At 54.5% G+C, this 15,427-nt stretch carries 15 protein-coding genes; 7 read left to right on the top strand and 8 right to left on the bottom strand.

Going from position 1 to position 15,427, the window contains the following annotated elements; all coding sequences use genetic code 11:
* Positions 1–93: 93 nt before the first annotated feature.
* A complete protein-coding gene (locus ACFQPC_RS05915) occupies positions 94–1,050 on the top strand; it encodes a DMT family transporter (RefSeq protein ID WP_382270776.1) in 957 nt (318 codons plus the stop codon).
* Here the strand turns inward: ACFQPC_RS05915 and ACFQPC_RS05910 are convergent, their stop codons facing one another.
* The 3 genes from ACFQPC_RS05910 to ACFQPC_RS05900 form a co-directional block, all read right to left on the bottom strand.
* Entirely contained in the window at positions 1,051–1,485 is a 435-nt protein-coding gene (locus ACFQPC_RS05910) for a GNAT family N-acetyltransferase (RefSeq protein ID WP_382270774.1), read from the bottom strand.
* A gap of 53 nt (positions 1,486–1,538) precedes the next feature.
* Positions 1,539–2,591 (bottom strand): adenosine deaminase, encoded by a 1,053-nt coding sequence (locus tag ACFQPC_RS05905; RefSeq protein ID WP_382270772.1) that lies wholly within the window; start codon positions 2,589–2,591, stop codon positions 1,539–1,541.
* Positions 2,592–2,680: 89 nt separating this feature from the next.
* A complete protein-coding gene (locus ACFQPC_RS05900; protein ID WP_382270771.1) occupies positions 2,681–3,472 on the bottom strand; it encodes an AadA family aminoglycoside 3''-O-nucleotidyltransferase in 792 nt (263 codons plus the stop codon).
* Between the two features lie 91 nt (positions 3,473–3,563).
* Here ACFQPC_RS05900 and ACFQPC_RS05895 point away from each other — a divergent pair, with 91 nt between their 5' ends.
* The gene (locus ACFQPC_RS05895; protein WP_382270769.1) at positions 3,564–4,154 is read left to right on the top strand and encodes a restriction endonuclease; all 591 of its coding nucleotides are present in this window, start codon (positions 3,564–3,566) and stop codon (positions 4,152–4,154) included.
* 99 nt (positions 4,155–4,253) lie between these two features.
* Here the strand turns inward: ACFQPC_RS05895 and ACFQPC_RS05890 are convergent, their stop codons facing one another.
* Together ACFQPC_RS05890 and ACFQPC_RS05885 are read right to left on the bottom strand one after the other, a co-directional pair.
* The gene (locus ACFQPC_RS05890; RefSeq protein ID WP_382270767.1) at positions 4,254–4,721 is read right to left on the bottom strand and encodes a PAS domain-containing protein; all 468 of its coding nucleotides are present in this window, start codon (positions 4,719–4,721) and stop codon (positions 4,254–4,256) included.
* A gap of 35 nt (positions 4,722–4,756) precedes the next feature.
* On the bottom strand, positions 4,757–5,941 hold the full coding sequence (locus ACFQPC_RS05885) for an HPP family protein (RefSeq protein WP_382270766.1): 1,185 nt from the start codon (positions 5,939–5,941) through the stop codon (positions 4,757–4,759).
* Positions 5,942–6,310: 369 nt separating this feature from the next.
* Here ACFQPC_RS05885 and ACFQPC_RS05880 point away from each other — a divergent pair, with 369 nt between their 5' ends.
* A complete protein-coding gene (locus ACFQPC_RS05880) occupies positions 6,311–7,456 on the top strand; it encodes an alpha-hydroxy acid oxidase (protein ID WP_382270764.1) in 1,146 nt (381 codons plus the stop codon).
* Positions 7,457–7,522: 66 nt separating this feature from the next.
* On the opposite strand, the gene ACFQPC_RS05875 is transcribed toward ACFQPC_RS05880, so the two are convergent.
* A complete protein-coding gene (locus tag ACFQPC_RS05875; RefSeq protein ID WP_382270763.1) occupies positions 7,523–8,947 on the bottom strand; it encodes an MFS transporter in 1,425 nt (474 codons plus the stop codon).
* A gap of 68 nt (positions 8,948–9,015) precedes the next feature.
* Here ACFQPC_RS05875 and ACFQPC_RS05870 point away from each other — a divergent pair, with 68 nt between their 5' ends.
* Entirely contained in the window at positions 9,016–9,666 is a 651-nt protein-coding gene (locus ACFQPC_RS05870; RefSeq protein WP_382270761.1) for a helix-turn-helix transcriptional regulator, read from the top strand.
* Positions 9,667–9,746: 80 nt separating this feature from the next.
* On the top strand, positions 9,747–10,388 hold the full coding sequence (locus tag ACFQPC_RS05865) for a 2OG-Fe(II) oxygenase (RefSeq protein ID WP_382270760.1): 642 nt from the start codon (positions 9,747–9,749) through the stop codon (positions 10,386–10,388).
* Between the two features lie 45 nt (positions 10,389–10,433).
* On the opposite strand, the gene ACFQPC_RS05860 is transcribed toward ACFQPC_RS05865, so the two are convergent.
* Positions 10,434–10,790 carry a DUF1622 domain-containing protein gene (locus ACFQPC_RS05860; protein ID WP_382270758.1) on the bottom strand — a complete coding sequence of 119 codons (357 nt, stop codon included), beginning with the start codon at positions 10,788–10,790 and terminating at the stop codon, positions 10,434–10,436.
* A gap of 72 nt (positions 10,791–10,862) precedes the next feature.
* A complete protein-coding gene (locus tag ACFQPC_RS05855; protein WP_382270756.1) occupies positions 10,863–12,548 on the bottom strand; it encodes a mechanosensitive ion channel family protein in 1,686 nt (561 codons plus the stop codon).
* Positions 12,549–12,958: 410 nt separating this feature from the next.
* On the opposite strand from ACFQPC_RS05855, the gene ACFQPC_RS05850 reads away from it, so the two are divergent.
* Together ACFQPC_RS05850 and ACFQPC_RS05845 are read left to right on the top strand one after the other, a co-directional pair.
* Entirely contained in the window at positions 12,959–14,461 is a 1,503-nt protein-coding gene (locus tag ACFQPC_RS05850) for an arylsulfatase (RefSeq protein ID WP_382270754.1), read from the top strand.
* Between the two features lie 82 nt (positions 14,462–14,543).
* Complete coding sequence (locus ACFQPC_RS05845) at positions 14,544–15,410, top strand: mechanosensitive ion channel family protein (protein ID WP_382270752.1); 867 nt, start codon at positions 14,544–14,546, stop codon at positions 15,408–15,410.
* The last annotated feature ends 17 nt before the right edge of the window (positions 15,411–15,427 follow it).

Below are 15,427 nucleotides of genomic sequence, written 5' to 3'. Positions count from 1 at the left end.
CTTTCTCCTGGCGAGAAGCCTAACTTGCTGAAATAAGCATTTTAGCCTGCTTCTCTTCGCGCCAGAATAAGGAATCTATGGAATATCTAAACGATGAAATCCTTTAACTTGTCATTCAAGCAATGGGCGGCAGACGGCCGCCTGTATGCAATCCTGGCCGCCGCCGGTTTCAGTCTCAAGGCAATTTTTGTCAAATTGGGCTATGCCGCGGGCCCGGTCGATGCCTTGACCTTGCTGACCTTACGCATGGGACTGGCGTTGCCTTTGTTCGCCTGGCTGGTGTGGCTGAGTCGCGATCCGCAGGCGGAGCGACTGACGGCGATGGATGGCTTGCGCATTTGTTTATTGGGTATGGTTGGCTATTACCTGTCGAGCCTGTTCGATTTCTATGGGCTGGAATACATCAGCGCCGGACTGGAGCGCCTGATCCTCTATCTTTACCCGACCATGGTGCTGGTGTTCCAGGCGATTGCTACACGTCGCCGTCCATCGTCACGCGTGGTGCAGGCGATGGCGATTTGCTACCTCGGCCTCGCCATTGCTTTCATCCACGATGTGGGGATGACCGAACACAGTGCGCAGGTCATAAAAGGAGCGGCATGGGTCTTTGCCAGTGCCGTTACCTATGCCTTTTATTACCTTGGCACCGGTGCGATGGTGCATAGGCTCGGCTCGATGCGCCTGGCCGGTTTGGCCGGTAGTGCATCTTCGATATTCGTCATCATGCATTTTGCGTTCAGCGGCAATGTATCTGACTTGCCGGCTTTACCGTCTGCAGTCTGGCTCAATGCTGGCTTGATGGCGGTAGTGTCGACAGTGCTGCCGGTCTATTGGCTGGCTTTGGCGGTGCAGCGCATGGGTGCAACGCAGGCGGCGGCAGTGGGCAGCCTCGGTCCGGTGCTGACGGTATTGGCATCCTGGGTATTACTGAGTGAGCCGATCTCCGCATTCCAGTTGGGTGGCCTGGCGCTTGTCATGTTTGGCGTATCGCGGCTCAAGCCGAAAGCTGCAAAGACGGAAATGACAGCTGATGCTGCGGTGGCCAAGTAGTCAGGCGTTGGCGTCAGCGGAACGGATGAAGGAATAGCGCTCAATATCTGTGCGCTTGTGCCAGCCTTGATGCTGCCAAAAGGCTGCACCGGCTTCATTCGTCTTGAGCACATCGATATGGGATTTGTGTATGCCGATCTGCTCCAGTGCGGCGAGGCAGCTTTCGAGCAAGGCATGCGCTACACCTTTTTTCCGCTGCTGCGGATGTACCAGCAAATGCTGCAGATAGCCGCGACGGCCATCGTGGCCGGACATAATGCAGCCGATGATGTTCTGCTCGATGCAGGCGACGAAACTCAGGCCGGGATTGCGTTCCAGATAGCGTGCGGTACTTTCCCGTGAGTCGGCATCGCGCAGGCTGATGCCGGGAGTTTCTTGCATCAGGGCGGCGACTGAGTCGTAGTCGCCTATCTGCATGGTACGAATGGAAAACATACTAGCCTGTAGTGTAGTAAGGATAGGGCGTGACGCAAGCGTGAATGCAGGGCTTAATGTAAAGCAGCGTATTGTTCCAGCTCCGCACCCAGTCGCTTTTTCTCACTGACGCTGATGAAACTGGCGGCGATGCCATTGCGTGCCAGCTGTACGATTTCGTCACGGCTCAGCGCCAGTGCCGAGGCCACCGCCAGGTAATTGGCATTCATATAGCCGCCAAAATAGGCCGGGTCGTCCGAATTCACAGTGACGGTAAGGCCGGCGCGCAACAGGCGCGCCAGATTGTGCTGCGCCATGTCCTCCACCACGCATAGTTTCAGATTGGACAGCGGGCACACCGTCAAGGGCATGCGCAGTGCGATCAGGCGTTCTATCAGCGCCGGATCTTCTTCGCTGCGTACGCCGTGATCGATACGCTCCACCTGTAACAGGTCGAGTGCATCGCTGACATAGGCCGGCGGTCCTTCTTCCCCTGCATGGGCGACGACGCGGAAACCAAGTTCGCGGCAACGGGCAAAGACGCGCTGGAATTTCTCCGGCGGATTGCCACGCTCCGACGAGTCGAGGCCGATACCTGTCCATAAGTCGGCGTACTGCTGGCGCAACGGCAATGCCTGTTCCAGTGTGATGAAGGCTTCCGCTTCCGACAGGTGACGCAGGAAAGACATGATCATCACGCTGGTGAAGCCATATTCGTCACGTGCGTGGCGCAGCGCGCGGGCGATCCCGGCAAATACAATCTCAATCGGGATACCACGTTCGGTATGTGTTTGCGGGTCAAAGAAAATTTCTGCATGACGCACCTGGTCGGCACGTGCCTGCGCAATATAGGCGGCGGTCATGTCGTAGAAATCCTGTTCGGTACGCAAGACATTGGCACCGGCATAGTAGAGGTCAAGAAAGGATTGCAGGTCGGTGAAGGCATAAGCCGCGCGCAGGCTCTCGACGCTATCGTAAGGCAATTCAATTTTGTTGCGCTGTGCCAGTGCAAACAGCAATTCAGGTTCCAGCGTACCTTCGATATGCAGATGCAGCTCGGTCTTTGGCATACCTTCGATGAAGGAACGCATGGCATCGGTGAGAGGAACGGTGGCTGGTGTGTGCATGGCGACGTAACTTTCAGGTATGGGTGAGCTGATGCCTGATCTTACCTGATGTCGGATGGAATCCGGCTAATGCCGCGGCTATATCATTGTTACGATATGCGCATGTTTGCTATTACTGACTTTGCATAGTGTATGAATGCGCTTACTTCCTGCATCCGGTCGGGTAGTTGGTCGGGCTCTGTGCCAAGATAACTTGCCTGTGCGGCCTGCAAGATGGCTTGATGCTCATCCGGCGCGCGTTGCATTACCCATGCCACGGCAATATCCTTGGGCGCAATGCCACCGGCAACGATGCTGTACCAGATGCGGCAGAGCGCGAGCACGACCGTTTGTTCATCGCCCAGCCAGTCCGCTTCTTCATTCCATTGTGAAATGGTATCCACCAGGGCTCGCGTGAAATCTTTGGGCGGTACCGGATCAAAAAAAACGGATGCCGGAGTACCGAACAGACAGACACTGTGTTGTCGCGCCTTGGTCAGCAGGATCGCCAGGTCAGGATCTATCATTGCCGGTTCGAAGATGCCGGCCTGCAGGTCTTCCCGCAGCCATTCGCCGAATTGCAATTCACGCCGTGCCGGGTAGCGCCATGGAATGACTTGCTCGTGCGCGAGTACGGTGACTTCCAGCGCACGCAAGGAGTCATCCGTGCCCGGCCATGCCGAGATAGACAGTAGTTCCATCATCAATGCGCGCCTGACAGCTTCATCAGGTGCGCGGCTTACCGTGACCAGCAAATCGATATCGCTCTGTGCCTTGAGTCCGCCATCAACAGAGGAACCGAATAAATGGATGGCTTGCAGGGTATCGCCAAGATGGCGAGCAAGAATGGTATGTGCGCTTGCCAATTGTGCGGCAATTTCGCCGGGGATTGTGTTGGTCATAGCGGCATATCTTAAAGGAAAAAACGCGCAGTTTTTTGCCAGGGAATCGAACTGCGTTATGATGCGTGCCAAAGAAACCAAGAGGTGACACGTGAAATTCAAGATGGCTCAAAATTCGATCTTTGCCTTGTTGCTGCGCTCGCCGTGGTGGGTGAGCGGAGGCATCGCACTAGTAATCGCGTTGATTGCGGTGGCAATTGTTCCCAGGCAGTATGTGATTTACGGCATCTTTACCGGCATGCCTTTCATGATTGTCAGCGTGATTGCCTTGCGCCGCCAATGGGGCAAGCCCAGCCAGGCGCGCGTAGCGGAAATCCTGAAAACGGTACGAGGGATGGCGTGGCGCGATTTTTCAGTGGAAATCGAAAATGCGCTGAAGCGTGATGGCTTTGAACTGACGCGTATCGATTTGCCGGAAGCGGATTTCTCGATCAGCAGCCAGGGACGTACTGCATTGGTCAGTTGCAAGCGCTGGAAAGCAGCGAGTACCGGCGTTGAGCCTTTGCGCGAGCTGGTTAAAGCCAAGGAAGCACGCGGTGCGCATGATTGCTTTTATATTACGTCCGGTGACTTTACGCAAAATGCCATGCAGTTTGCAGTTGAAAACAAGATGCGCCTGGTACATGGCGAAGGATTGGCCAAATTGCTGCGCAAGATGAAGACGGCGCAAGCCGGTCAATAACGCGACGCATCCGGATTTAGTCTTCCAGGCTCGGCATGCAGGCAAATAAAAACGGCAAACAGCGTGAGGCTGTTTGCCGCTTTTTATTGAGCGATGCGATTAGCTATTGTCCGCGTTCTTTTCCTGCACTGCTTTTTCCAGTTCGGCGATGCGCAGGCGCTGGGCCCGGTCATTGGCCTGGCGTTCGGTAATGTCGCGTGCGACAGCCAATGCGCCAAGTATTTTGCCGGCTTCATCCTTTACAAAGCCGAAGCTCATATCGACATAGATACGGGTGCCGTCCTTATGCATGGAGCGTGTGGTCAGTACCTTGTCCGCATATTTCATCTGGCCGGATGACATCGCATGGTTAAAACCGTTGTTATGGCCTTGCAACAGTTGTTCAGGAATGATGATGTCGAGCGGGCCGCCAATCACGTCTTCCGCCTTGTGGCCGAAAATCCTTTGCGCGCCGCTGTTCCAGATACGGATCAAGCCTTCCTGGTCGGCGAAGATGATGGCATCGGGTGCCTGGTCCACGATGGCTTTGGATAAAGCCAGGTTGACTGCGTCATTGGTACTTTGCATTGTTTCTCCTCGTTGGCAGCTGCGGCTACAGAAAATCAGGGTTTTACATATTCGCTGGTCAGGCTGTGTTCATACAGGGCGGCGATCATATCGGTTTGCGAAATCATGCCGACCAGGCGTCCACGCTCATCAATGACCGGCACCTGGTGCAGTTCCGAATCCGACATCAGCGGCACCAAATCCAGGATGGATTGATTGGCATCGGCAGTCATTACTTCGGTAGTCATGATTTGCCCGACTACTTCATGCTTCTCTGTATGGCTGAGCATCGACGGCGTGATCAAATGCTTCAGGCGCTCGGTCAAACCTTCATGCGGTTCGATTTCCGCATGCTTGAGGAAGTCGGCCTTGGTGACGATGCCGATGACATGGCGGGCGCGATCTATCACGGGCAGGGCGGTCAGGTCATGTTGCTTGAGCAGTGTCCATGCTTCAGCCAAAGTGGTGCCGAATTCGGCGGTGACTACATCCTTGGACATGACCGCCGCACAAACAGTTTCACCGAGGCGGCGGCGGTAAGCCTGCATTTCGGTTTGCAGCATGATGGCTTCGAGGTCGTCGCGGCTGATATCCAGTACCTGGTTGTAGCGCGTCAATACTGCATCCAGGTCGGCGGGAGCAATACCGATGCGTTCGGTCGGCGCGACATCGCTGGTGTTGTGTTTGTTGGCAGTGTCCGGTGGCAGGGGGCGGTGCGGATAGCGGCGGCCGGTGGCATTGTTGTAGAACAGTGCGGTGATCAGTAGCAGGGCGGAATTCAAGGCGACCGGGATGATGACGAAGCTGTAGCCCATCGCATGTACCGCCGGCCCGCCGAGTACGGCAGTCAGCGCGACCGCACCGCTGGGCGGATGGATGCAGCGGGCGGCGAACATCGCGGCGATCGCCAGTGCCGCAGCTACACCGGCGGCGAGGATCGGTTCATCGATCAGCTTGGCGCAGGTCACGCCTATGATGGCGGCCAGGATGTTGCCACCCATGATGGACCATGGTTGCGCCAGCGGGCTGGCCGGGACTGCGAACAGCAAGACCGACGATGCGCCCATGGGGGCGATCAGCCAGGCTGCATGGATATCTTTACCGAGGATGAAATAGCTGCATAAGCCGGTGAGGACGAGACCGAACAAGGCGCCGGCGCAGGCGCGCATTTTTTCATAACGATCAACGGTACCGGGTGTCGGGAAGATGCGGGTGAGCGACTTCCAAGCCGATTGAACCATACTGCTCCTAGCGAAATGACTTGATCCGGCATTACATCACAGCATGCCGGTCCGGAGCTGCTTTATAAAGTTGCGGTGTTGACGCATGCCATCTGAAACCAGCGCATGCCTTGCAAAGGTCAAAGTTTAAATATGTTGCATATGAAATGCAATATATATCGAGCATATTGTTAGTATTGCTACTGTGAATACTGATGCCGGAAGTCGGGCATGAGCCAAAACACAGCTTATAGGTTAAAAACATTCATCTCAATGCCGACAGGGAAGAAATAGAATAGATGCCAGAAAAATCAAGAATCCGGTATCAAACCCGGCTTTGCACACACCAATAACGCATCAATTGCATAGCTCGTTCAAAAGGAGATTTCCATGTCGGTGATTACCAATATCGAAGACTTGCGCGTACTGGCGCAGAAGCGTGTCCCCCGCATGTTCTACGATTACGCCGATGCCGGCTCATGGACAGAGTCGACTTACCGGGCCAATAGCAGCGATTTTGCACCTATGAAATTCCGCCAGCGGGTCGCGGTGAATATGGAAAACCGCACGCTCAAGACCACCATGGTCGGGCAGGAAGTACATATGCCGGTGGCGATTGCACCAACCGGCCTGACCGGTATGCAACATGCGGATGGCGAAATCCTTGCAGCCCGTGCGGCCGAAAAGTTCGGTGTCCCGTTCACGCTGTCGACCATGAGCATCTGCTCGATCGAGGATATCGCGGCCCATACCAGCAAGCCGTTCTGGTTCCAGCTCTATGTGATGAAGGACCGTCCCTTTATCGAACGCCTGATCGAACGCGCCAAGGTTGCGAAATGTTCGGCACTGGTTTTGACGCTGGATTTACAGATCCTCGGACAACGCCACAAGGATTTGAAAAATGGTTTGTCGGCACCGCCTAAATTGACGGTTGCCAACATCATCAACATGATGACCAAGCCACGCTGGTGTATGGGCATGCTGGGTACCAAGCGCCGCAGTTTCGGCAATATCGTCGGCCATGCGAGCGATGTCTCGGATATGTCTTCGTTGTCGTCATGGACTTCGCAGCAATTCGACCTGGCGCTGTCATGGAAAGATGTTGAATGGATCAAGCGCTGCTGGGGCGGCAAGCTGATTATCAAGGGCATCATGGATGCCGAAGACGCACGCCTGGCGGTGGCCAGTGGTGCCGATGCCATTATTGTTTCCAACCACGGTGGTCGCCAGCTGGATGGCGCCTTGTCCAGCATCGCGGCCTTGCCGTCTATCGTCGAAGCGGTTGGTGACCAGATTGAAGTGCAAATGGATGGCGGCATACGCTCCGGGCAGGATGTGATCAAGGCGCTGGCACTTGGTGCGAAGGGCACTTATATCGGTCGTTCCTTCCTGTATGGGCTGGGCGCGATGGGCGAAGAAGGCGTGACCAAATGCCTGAAGATTATTGAAAACGAACTCGACTTGACGATGGCATTTTGTGGCCTGACCGATGTCAAGAAAGTCGATAAAAATATCCTGATCCCCGGTACTTACTAATCGTTGTAAACAGAAAAAAGCGGTGCACCTTTCGAGGTGGCACCGCTTTTTTATTGATGGACTGGGCTAAACCTTGGGATTGATACGACGCGCCAGCAGTACTGCCATCGCCGGTGCCAGCGCAAAACTGAAGAACAGCCAGGCCGCCGCCGCTTGCGCACCCGCCACGCCGCCCGGAGATGTGATGCCGGCCGCGTTGACCACCAGTCCGGCAATCGATGCACCGATTGCCATGCCATACAGCTGCACGGTGGTTACGGCGGTGGATGCGGTGGATTCTTCGCCTTTCGGTGCCGCCGTCATGACGCGTGTCACCAGATGCGGCCAGCCGATGCCGACGCCGGCACCCACGCCGGCGAGTGCCACTGCGCAGAGCGTCGTCTGCAGATGTACATGCATGCCGAGATCGAATGGAATCAGTATGCCCAGCGCCAGCAAGCTGATCGTGCATAAAGCCGGTCCGGTGCGTAACAGGCGGGCCGCGCCGGCCTGTTGATGGCCGGACGACCAGAGCGAACCTATGCTCCAGCCGGCAGCCATCGCCGCCGTCAGGTAACCGGCAGTCAAGGGAGCGTGGCCGTGCAGGGTTTGCAGGAAGTAGGGCACGAAAATTTCAGTCATGATGCCGATCAGCAGCAGGGCGACACTGGCATAGACAGCACCCAGTGGTGTGCCGAGATCAGTGCCGCGGGTTGGCAACATGTGGACGCTGGCCCGGCGCTCACAGAAGATGGCTGCCACGCCGAGCAGCAGGCCGATGGCGACCCCCAGGGCTTGCCATAGCAATAGTGGCGACATGCTGCCGACCGCAATGGCCAATACCGAAGCAGCGAGCAAAGCGATTTGTTGCAGCGGCACTGCGGGCGGGCTTGTGTGTTTCGGGATTTCGACCAGATTATCCGGACGTAACTGGATGAAAACCAGGGTGGCCTGCGCCAATGCAATCGGCAGCAGGGTCCAGAAGGCCCAGCGCCAGTGACCGGCTTGCGCAAACAAGCCACCGACCGCCGGTCCGCACAAGGTCGAAATGCCCCACATGCCGGATACCAGTGCCACCGCACGCGGCCATAGAGGTGGGGCAAATACGATGCGTATCAGCGCGTAACTGAGTGCTGCCAGCAAGCCGCCGCCCAGGCCCTGCACACTGCGTCCGGCCAGCATCATCGGCATTGAACTCGCCATTGCACAGATGACAGAGCCGAGTGCAAATGTCAGCAGCGCCGACAGATAGGCCGAGCGCGGCCCGAGTGCCGCCAGCACACGTACGGAAAATGTCGCGCCGATGATGGACGCCACCATGAACAGGGTGGTGTTCCATGCATACCAGTCGAGGCCGCCGATTTCGCGTACGACGGAAGGCAAAACGGTGGTGACGATATGCACATTGATGGCATGCAGTGCGACGCCTCCGGTCAATGCCAGTGCGCGCAAGCCGTTTTCGCCGCGCAATAAACTGCCCCAGCTGGCGGTAGGTATGTGGGTATTGCTCATTCTTTCCTCGACACGATAGCCGTCATGGCCTATTATCCAAACATTGTCTTGGATAATAGGCTTGAGCAATGAATTATGCAAGTAATTACTTTGAAAATAAGGATGCGACGCATGAACGCATGCTTTTGCTGATCAAAACCAAAGGGCCGATTTCGACTGCAGGATTGGCGCATCAGTTGAATATGACCGCGGAAGCGGCGCGCCAACAAGTACAAAAATTGATGACGGCGGGCTTGATTGCCGGACAGCAAGAGGCGAGCGCCGGCGTCGGCCGGCCACGCCAGAACTGGGTGTTGACCGAAGCCGGTTATGCCCGTTTCCCGGACACCCATGCGCAACTGACGGTGCAACTGCTGGGCAGCGTGCGCCAGCTGTTTGGCGAAGAAGGACTGGAGCGCATGATCAGCCAGCGCGAAGAAGAAACACGGCTTGTTTATATGCAGGCATGCAGCAACAAGAAGTTGCCTGAGCGTTTGCAGAGCCTGGCCGAAGTCCGCAGTGCCGAAGGCTATATGGCGCGGGTCGAGCGCGACGGCAAGGATTGGCTGTTGATAGAAGATCATTGCCCGATTTGTTTCGCCGCACGTAGCTGCCAGGGATTTTGTCGCTCCGAATTGCGCCTGTTCCAGGAAATTGTCGGCGCTGAAGCGACCGTGGTCCGTGAGCAACACTTGTTAGCGGATGCCGGACGTTGCGTTTATCGGATCGTCGCGAAGTAAATCTGCTTTCCGATTGTGACGCGACAGAATAAACTGCTGCTTCCAAATAAAATCCATCAGGCCTCCCGGGCCGACACACCATGCATACCGCTTCCAGCGCGCAGGATGAACCAAATACGCACTTGAGCGAGGAGCTCGAGCTGCGCATAGGGAATGACTTGTTTGATCAGGGCTGGTCGCAACAGGATGGATTTTTATCCGCCGGCTTGAGTGCGGCACTGGCAGAAGAATGTCGCGCCCTGATGGCGGCCGGTGCGCTGAAGAAGGCGGGCATAGGTCGTGGCGAAGAACAAACGATACGTCCTGATATACGCGGTGACCACATTGTGTGGCTGCGAACGGGGCAGTCACCGGCTTGTGACAGTTATCTGCAATTAATGGATCAATTGCGACTGGCCTTGAATCGCAGCTTCTTCCTCGGCCTCGAAGAATACGAAAGTCATTTCGCCTTTTATCCGCCGGGCACTGCGTACCAGACCCATCTCGATCGTTTCCGCGATGACGACAAGCGCACCATTTCAGCAGTGATTTACCTCAATGAAGGATGGTTGCCCGAGCATGGCGGTGCACTGCGCATGCATCCGGAAGACAAACCGGCAATTGAAGTCTTGCCGCTCGCCGGTCGCCTGGCCTTGTTCCTCTCGGCCAGCATGCCGCATGAAGTGTTGCCGGCAACGCGTGATCGTTTGTCGCTGGCGGGCTGGTTCCGGCGTCGCGGCTGAGACCCTGATACGGATCAATACTTCCGGTACGCGAACAACAGAAGTTCAGGTATTTGCGTGCAACTTCTGCTTTTCCCGCATGGACTCCATATCCTTATCCAGAAAGTAAGTAAGGAAGGTACGAATAAGCGCAATCGCCGCCAGCTTGCCAATATCATCCCAGTTGGGTGCGATGGCGGTATGTACGATATCGCCGGCCAATTGGAAGGTCAGGCCGGCAACCAGCCATCCAGCATATCGCAGGTATACGTCGCGTTGTTCAGCGTTGTTTCGTCGTTGCACCAGGATATGTTGCAACACCCTCGCAAGCGTAACTGCGGTGCCGATTGCAATCATTAAAATGCCTATCGATTCAATCGCGAGTCCGATATGCGCGGCTATCGTTTTGATGAATTCTTCCATAGTGCCTCACTTGTTAAAAGCGTATATCACTGCAAAATGAATGCGATGACGCCCCGCAGTTCAAGCCCGGTTTCATTTGCCGGAAGCGCTATCTGCATTGATAGGGCTGTCGTTTTTTGCCGGCGCAGCGAACCACATCGGTTTCGGCACTATTTTTACAGTGTCCGGATCCCCGAGATAATGTGGTGACATGATTTGTACCCCGTATTCGTTAAAGACATCCTGAATATTGGCGTGCAGCTGCGCCAATACTTCTGCGCGTGGCCGGGGTTCGCTAGGGATCGCCTGGCAAACCAGTCTGTATTCGGGATAGAAATCCGACAGTGCAGTCTGGAATACCCTGGGCGGAGGCTCTGCAATGATGCCTGTTGTTTTTGCTGCGGCCTCCATCAACATCGCTTCCACTTGTCGCCATGGCGTATCGTAACCAATCGTCACAACCGTATCGACGATGTATCCCTTTCCTTTGACTGTGCGGGAATAGTTTTTGGTGACTGTGCCTAATACCAGGGCATTGGGCAAAGTCAATTCTTCTCCCAGCCCGGTACGTATCCTTGTCGTGAAGGTGCGTAGTTCCGTAACGGTGCCTTCGTGATCGTTGATGCGCACATATTCACCGATGCGCAAGGTGCGTGAATACATCAACACCAAACCGCTGGCAGCCTGTCCCAGCAGGCTGGCACCGCCGACGCTCACCATCAAGCCTACCAATACCGACATACCGCGGAAAGCATCACTTTGTGAGCCGGGTAAGTATGGGTAAGCCATTACGATCGCAAACAACCATACACCGACACTAAAAATCCAGCGGGTCGGCTTTGCTGTGTCTCTGTCTATGCTGCCCAAATGTGCTGTTCCCGCTTCCAGTCTGTCAAAGAATGGAGCAAGCATGCGTATGGTGGTGCGCGCCAACGCGAAAATGATGAGCGCGATTAATAAATTGGGTAAGGCATGGATGATGCTGCTGCCTATTTGCAAGGCTACGCCAATCAGATACTGGTTTAATTGTTCGCCCCACGGACGCGTATAGGGAAACTGGCGTAAGGAAAAGCTTAACCACTCATAAGACATCAACAAGATGATCAGCCAGGCGATGATGCTGCCTGCGCTGTGCGCCAACATGCTGACGCGTTCCTCGGCCAACAGTCGGGCGCCGCCGAGTTGTATGTTGGCCGCACCCGATTGAAACATACGTGCGAGATGTCGCGATAGCCATTTGCGTATGCGAAACACCAGCCAAACCGCAAAGCAGAATATCAATGTCGCCAATACCCAATGGCCAAAGTTGCGCAATAGTCGCTTGCGATCCTGCGCCTCTTTCGCTTCCGCAATCACTTGCTCCAGGGCGGAGACGGTTTGTATGGTGATGGAATCCAGCGTCTCGCCGCGCACAGCATCAACATCGTTCGGCAACAGGATGAAAGCCAGTTTGCCGTCGACCAGCAACACATTTCCTTGCGGTTCGTGATTGACAGTGACTGTTCCTGTTTCAACGCCATTTAGAATTTCATTCAGTGTTCGCCGACTGCGTTCCGCACGGCTCGCCGGTGACACTCCGCGCAGAGACGAGCGAAAGGTGGCGACTTTGCGATTCAAGACTGTGACAGCTGCTTCTACCGAAGTGGCATCGTCGCTTTGCTGCGTCTTAGTTTGAGACGAAGAGTCGGACTGTACTGCCTTGGGTAAAGAGGTATCGGCTTGCGCGCAAAATGCAGGTGCGGCAAGGACGAACAGTATCGTAAAAAGAGCGGGAATCATTAGTCGATACATGCAGGCTGCCGTTGTGTCGCGAAACTCGATCATAAGGTTTCTGCCTGAAAAGAGTAATCACCAAACCTGCATGACAGGCTGCGGAGTATGCAACTGCGATATTGATCCTAAAGGTGAAAATGCGGACGCGTCAACACGTGTGCACCTAACTCTATGCAGTTTGCCCATCGAGACAATTTCGCATGCACCAAAGGGCAGGGCATGGCTGCCAAAGGACAATTGACGCTCATTTTCTTTCGATTAAACATCAAATTCTTCGGGCGAACACTGTAATCGGTGTCGGTAAGACGAACGGCCGAAGTGTGTTCGTCAGAGGTACATATTTTTGTGAGCAAACACTGATGTCCAATTAAATCTTATGGATGCGATGCGCATTCTTTCAACTGAAAGGAAAGATCATGGCAAGCAAGAAACCGAACATCCTCGTTATGTGGGGTGACGATATTGGTCAGTCGAATCTCAGTTGTTACACCCGGGGTGTGATGGGTTACCGTACCCCGAACATAGACCGCATAGCCAAAGAAGGCATGATCTTCACGGATTTTTATGCGGAACAAAGTTGTACTGCCGGTCGCGCATCATTCTTGACGGGACAATGCGGCTTGCGTACCGGTTTGACAAAAGTCGGTTTGCCGGGCGCGGAACTTGGACTGAAGGCGGAGGATATTACTGTCGCCGAAGCCCTTAAACCACTGGGCTATCGCACAGGGCAGTTCGGCAAGAATCACCTGGGTGATCGTGACGAACATTTACCTACGGTACATGGCTTTGATGAATTCTTTGGGAATTTATATCACCTGAATGCTGAAGAAGAACCAGAGGAAATCGATTATCCGAACGAAAAGGATTTTCCCAACTTCAAGAAAAAATACGGTCCTCGTGGCGTGCTGCATTGCTGGGCTGATGGCAAGGGCGGCCAGAAAATTGAAAATACCGGAGCGCTGACAAAAAAACGGATGGAAACCATCGATGATGAATTTCTCGCCGGTGCGAAGAAATTCATTAAAGCAGCGCATGATGCCGGCGAACCTTTCTTCGTCTGGTTCAATACTTCACACATGCATGCATGGACCCATATCAAACCCGAAAGCCTGGGCCAATCAGGTCGCTGGCAATCGGAGTATCACGATGCCATGATCGACCACGATAAATGCATAGGTGAATTGCTTGATCTGCTGGATGAACTTGGCATTGCAGACGACACCTTCGTGCAGTACAGCACCGATAATGGTCCGCATATGAATACCTGGCCGGATGCCGGTACGACTCCTTACCGCAACGAAAAAAATTCGAGCTGGGAAGGCGCCTATCGCGTGCCATGCATGGTGCGTTATCCAAATAATATTCCTGCCGGATCAGAGTCGAACGAAATCGTGAGCCATCAGGACTGGTTCCCCACCATACTGGCAGTCGCCGGTGAGGCCGACATCACCGACAAGTTAAAAAAGGGCTACAAGATTGGAGAAAAAACCTTCAAGGTCCATCTCGATGGTTTCAATTTGCTGCCCTATCTGACCGGTAAGGAAGCGAAGAGCCCGCGCAAGGGATTTATTTACTTCACTGATGACGGAGATGTCGCCGCTTTGCGCTATGACAACTGGAAAATGCTATTCCTGGAGCAGCGCGTTCCCGGCACACTGAAAATCTGGCAGGAACCATTCGTCGTGCTGCGCACACCGTACATTTTCAATTTGCGTATGGATCCTTACGAGCGCGCACAAATTACGTCGAATACTTTCTACGACTGGATGTTCCGGCATATCTTCCTGCTGGTTCCGGCGCAGGCCATTGTTGCCGAATTCCTTGCCACTTTCAAGGAATTCCCGCCGCGCCAAAAAGCCGCCAGTTTTAGCCTGGATCAGGTGATCGCAAAAATGACCGAAGCATCCAACGGTAGCTAAAACTTTGTATGCAAGGTAGTGCAGAGTGCAGATGATTACACTCTGCAGCTTTCCTGATTCATGGGCTACGCAGGGATTTCCAATGGATGATTTACCGAGCGCATCAATTTTGGAAAATATTCAGGTCGCTATCGTGCATTTGTTTGAACGCCTGGGCGCTGGCTTACCATTGTTATTGTCAGCCATCGTCGTGCTTTTTGCTTTTGGGATAGTGGCGGTAGTCGTGCGTCGGGTAGCGCGATACGGTTCCAGGTTCATCAAGAATCCGATGAAGGCCAGCCTGGTCCGTTTGGTCTCTTACTACACAGTTTGGTTAATAGGCATCTTTGTTGCGCTGGATGTGATGGGCGTTGACGCTGGTTCCCTGGTAACAGGTTTGGGGCTGGGCGGTGTAGCCCTGGGCTTTGCATTAAAGGATGTGCTGTCCAATCTGGTGAGTGGCCTATTCATACTCATCGCCCAGACTTTCGAAATCGGTGATCAGATTGTGGTCGGTGAAACGGAAGGCACGGTGGAGCGCATCCAGATACGCGCAACGCACATCCGCACCTATGACGGGCGATTGGTGCTGGTTCCAAATGGCGAAGTCTTCATGTCACGGGTGACGAATAACACGGCGTCTGATTTACGTCGCACGTCGGTGTTTGTCTATCTGGAGTACAACCAGGACGTCGAACTTGCCATGTCCGTTATCTTGAAAACCGTGATGGATGTGCCCGGTGTGGCCAAGAATCCTGCTGCTTCGATCAGGCTGCGGGATCTGACTGCCGAGCATTTTTATATAGAAACCAGATTCTGGACAGACTCCAGGAGAACCAGGCTGCGATTAGTCGCTTCCGACGTTCGGGTCGCCATCATCAATGCGCTGGAAGGTGCCGGTATAGTGTTGCCGAATCCAAATCAACGTGATGTATCAATTCAAAAGTCATCCGATCAAGTCGCCGAGTAAGGGCTACTGTCATGTCA

Source organism: Herminiimonas glaciei (assembly GCF_042664955.1).
GTDB lineage: Bacteria > Pseudomonadota > Gammaproteobacteria > Burkholderiales > Burkholderiaceae_D > Oxalicibacterium > Oxalicibacterium glaciei.
The sequence above is the reverse complement of the archived record's forward strand: the minus strand, read 5'-3'. Positions and strand labels throughout refer to the sequence as shown.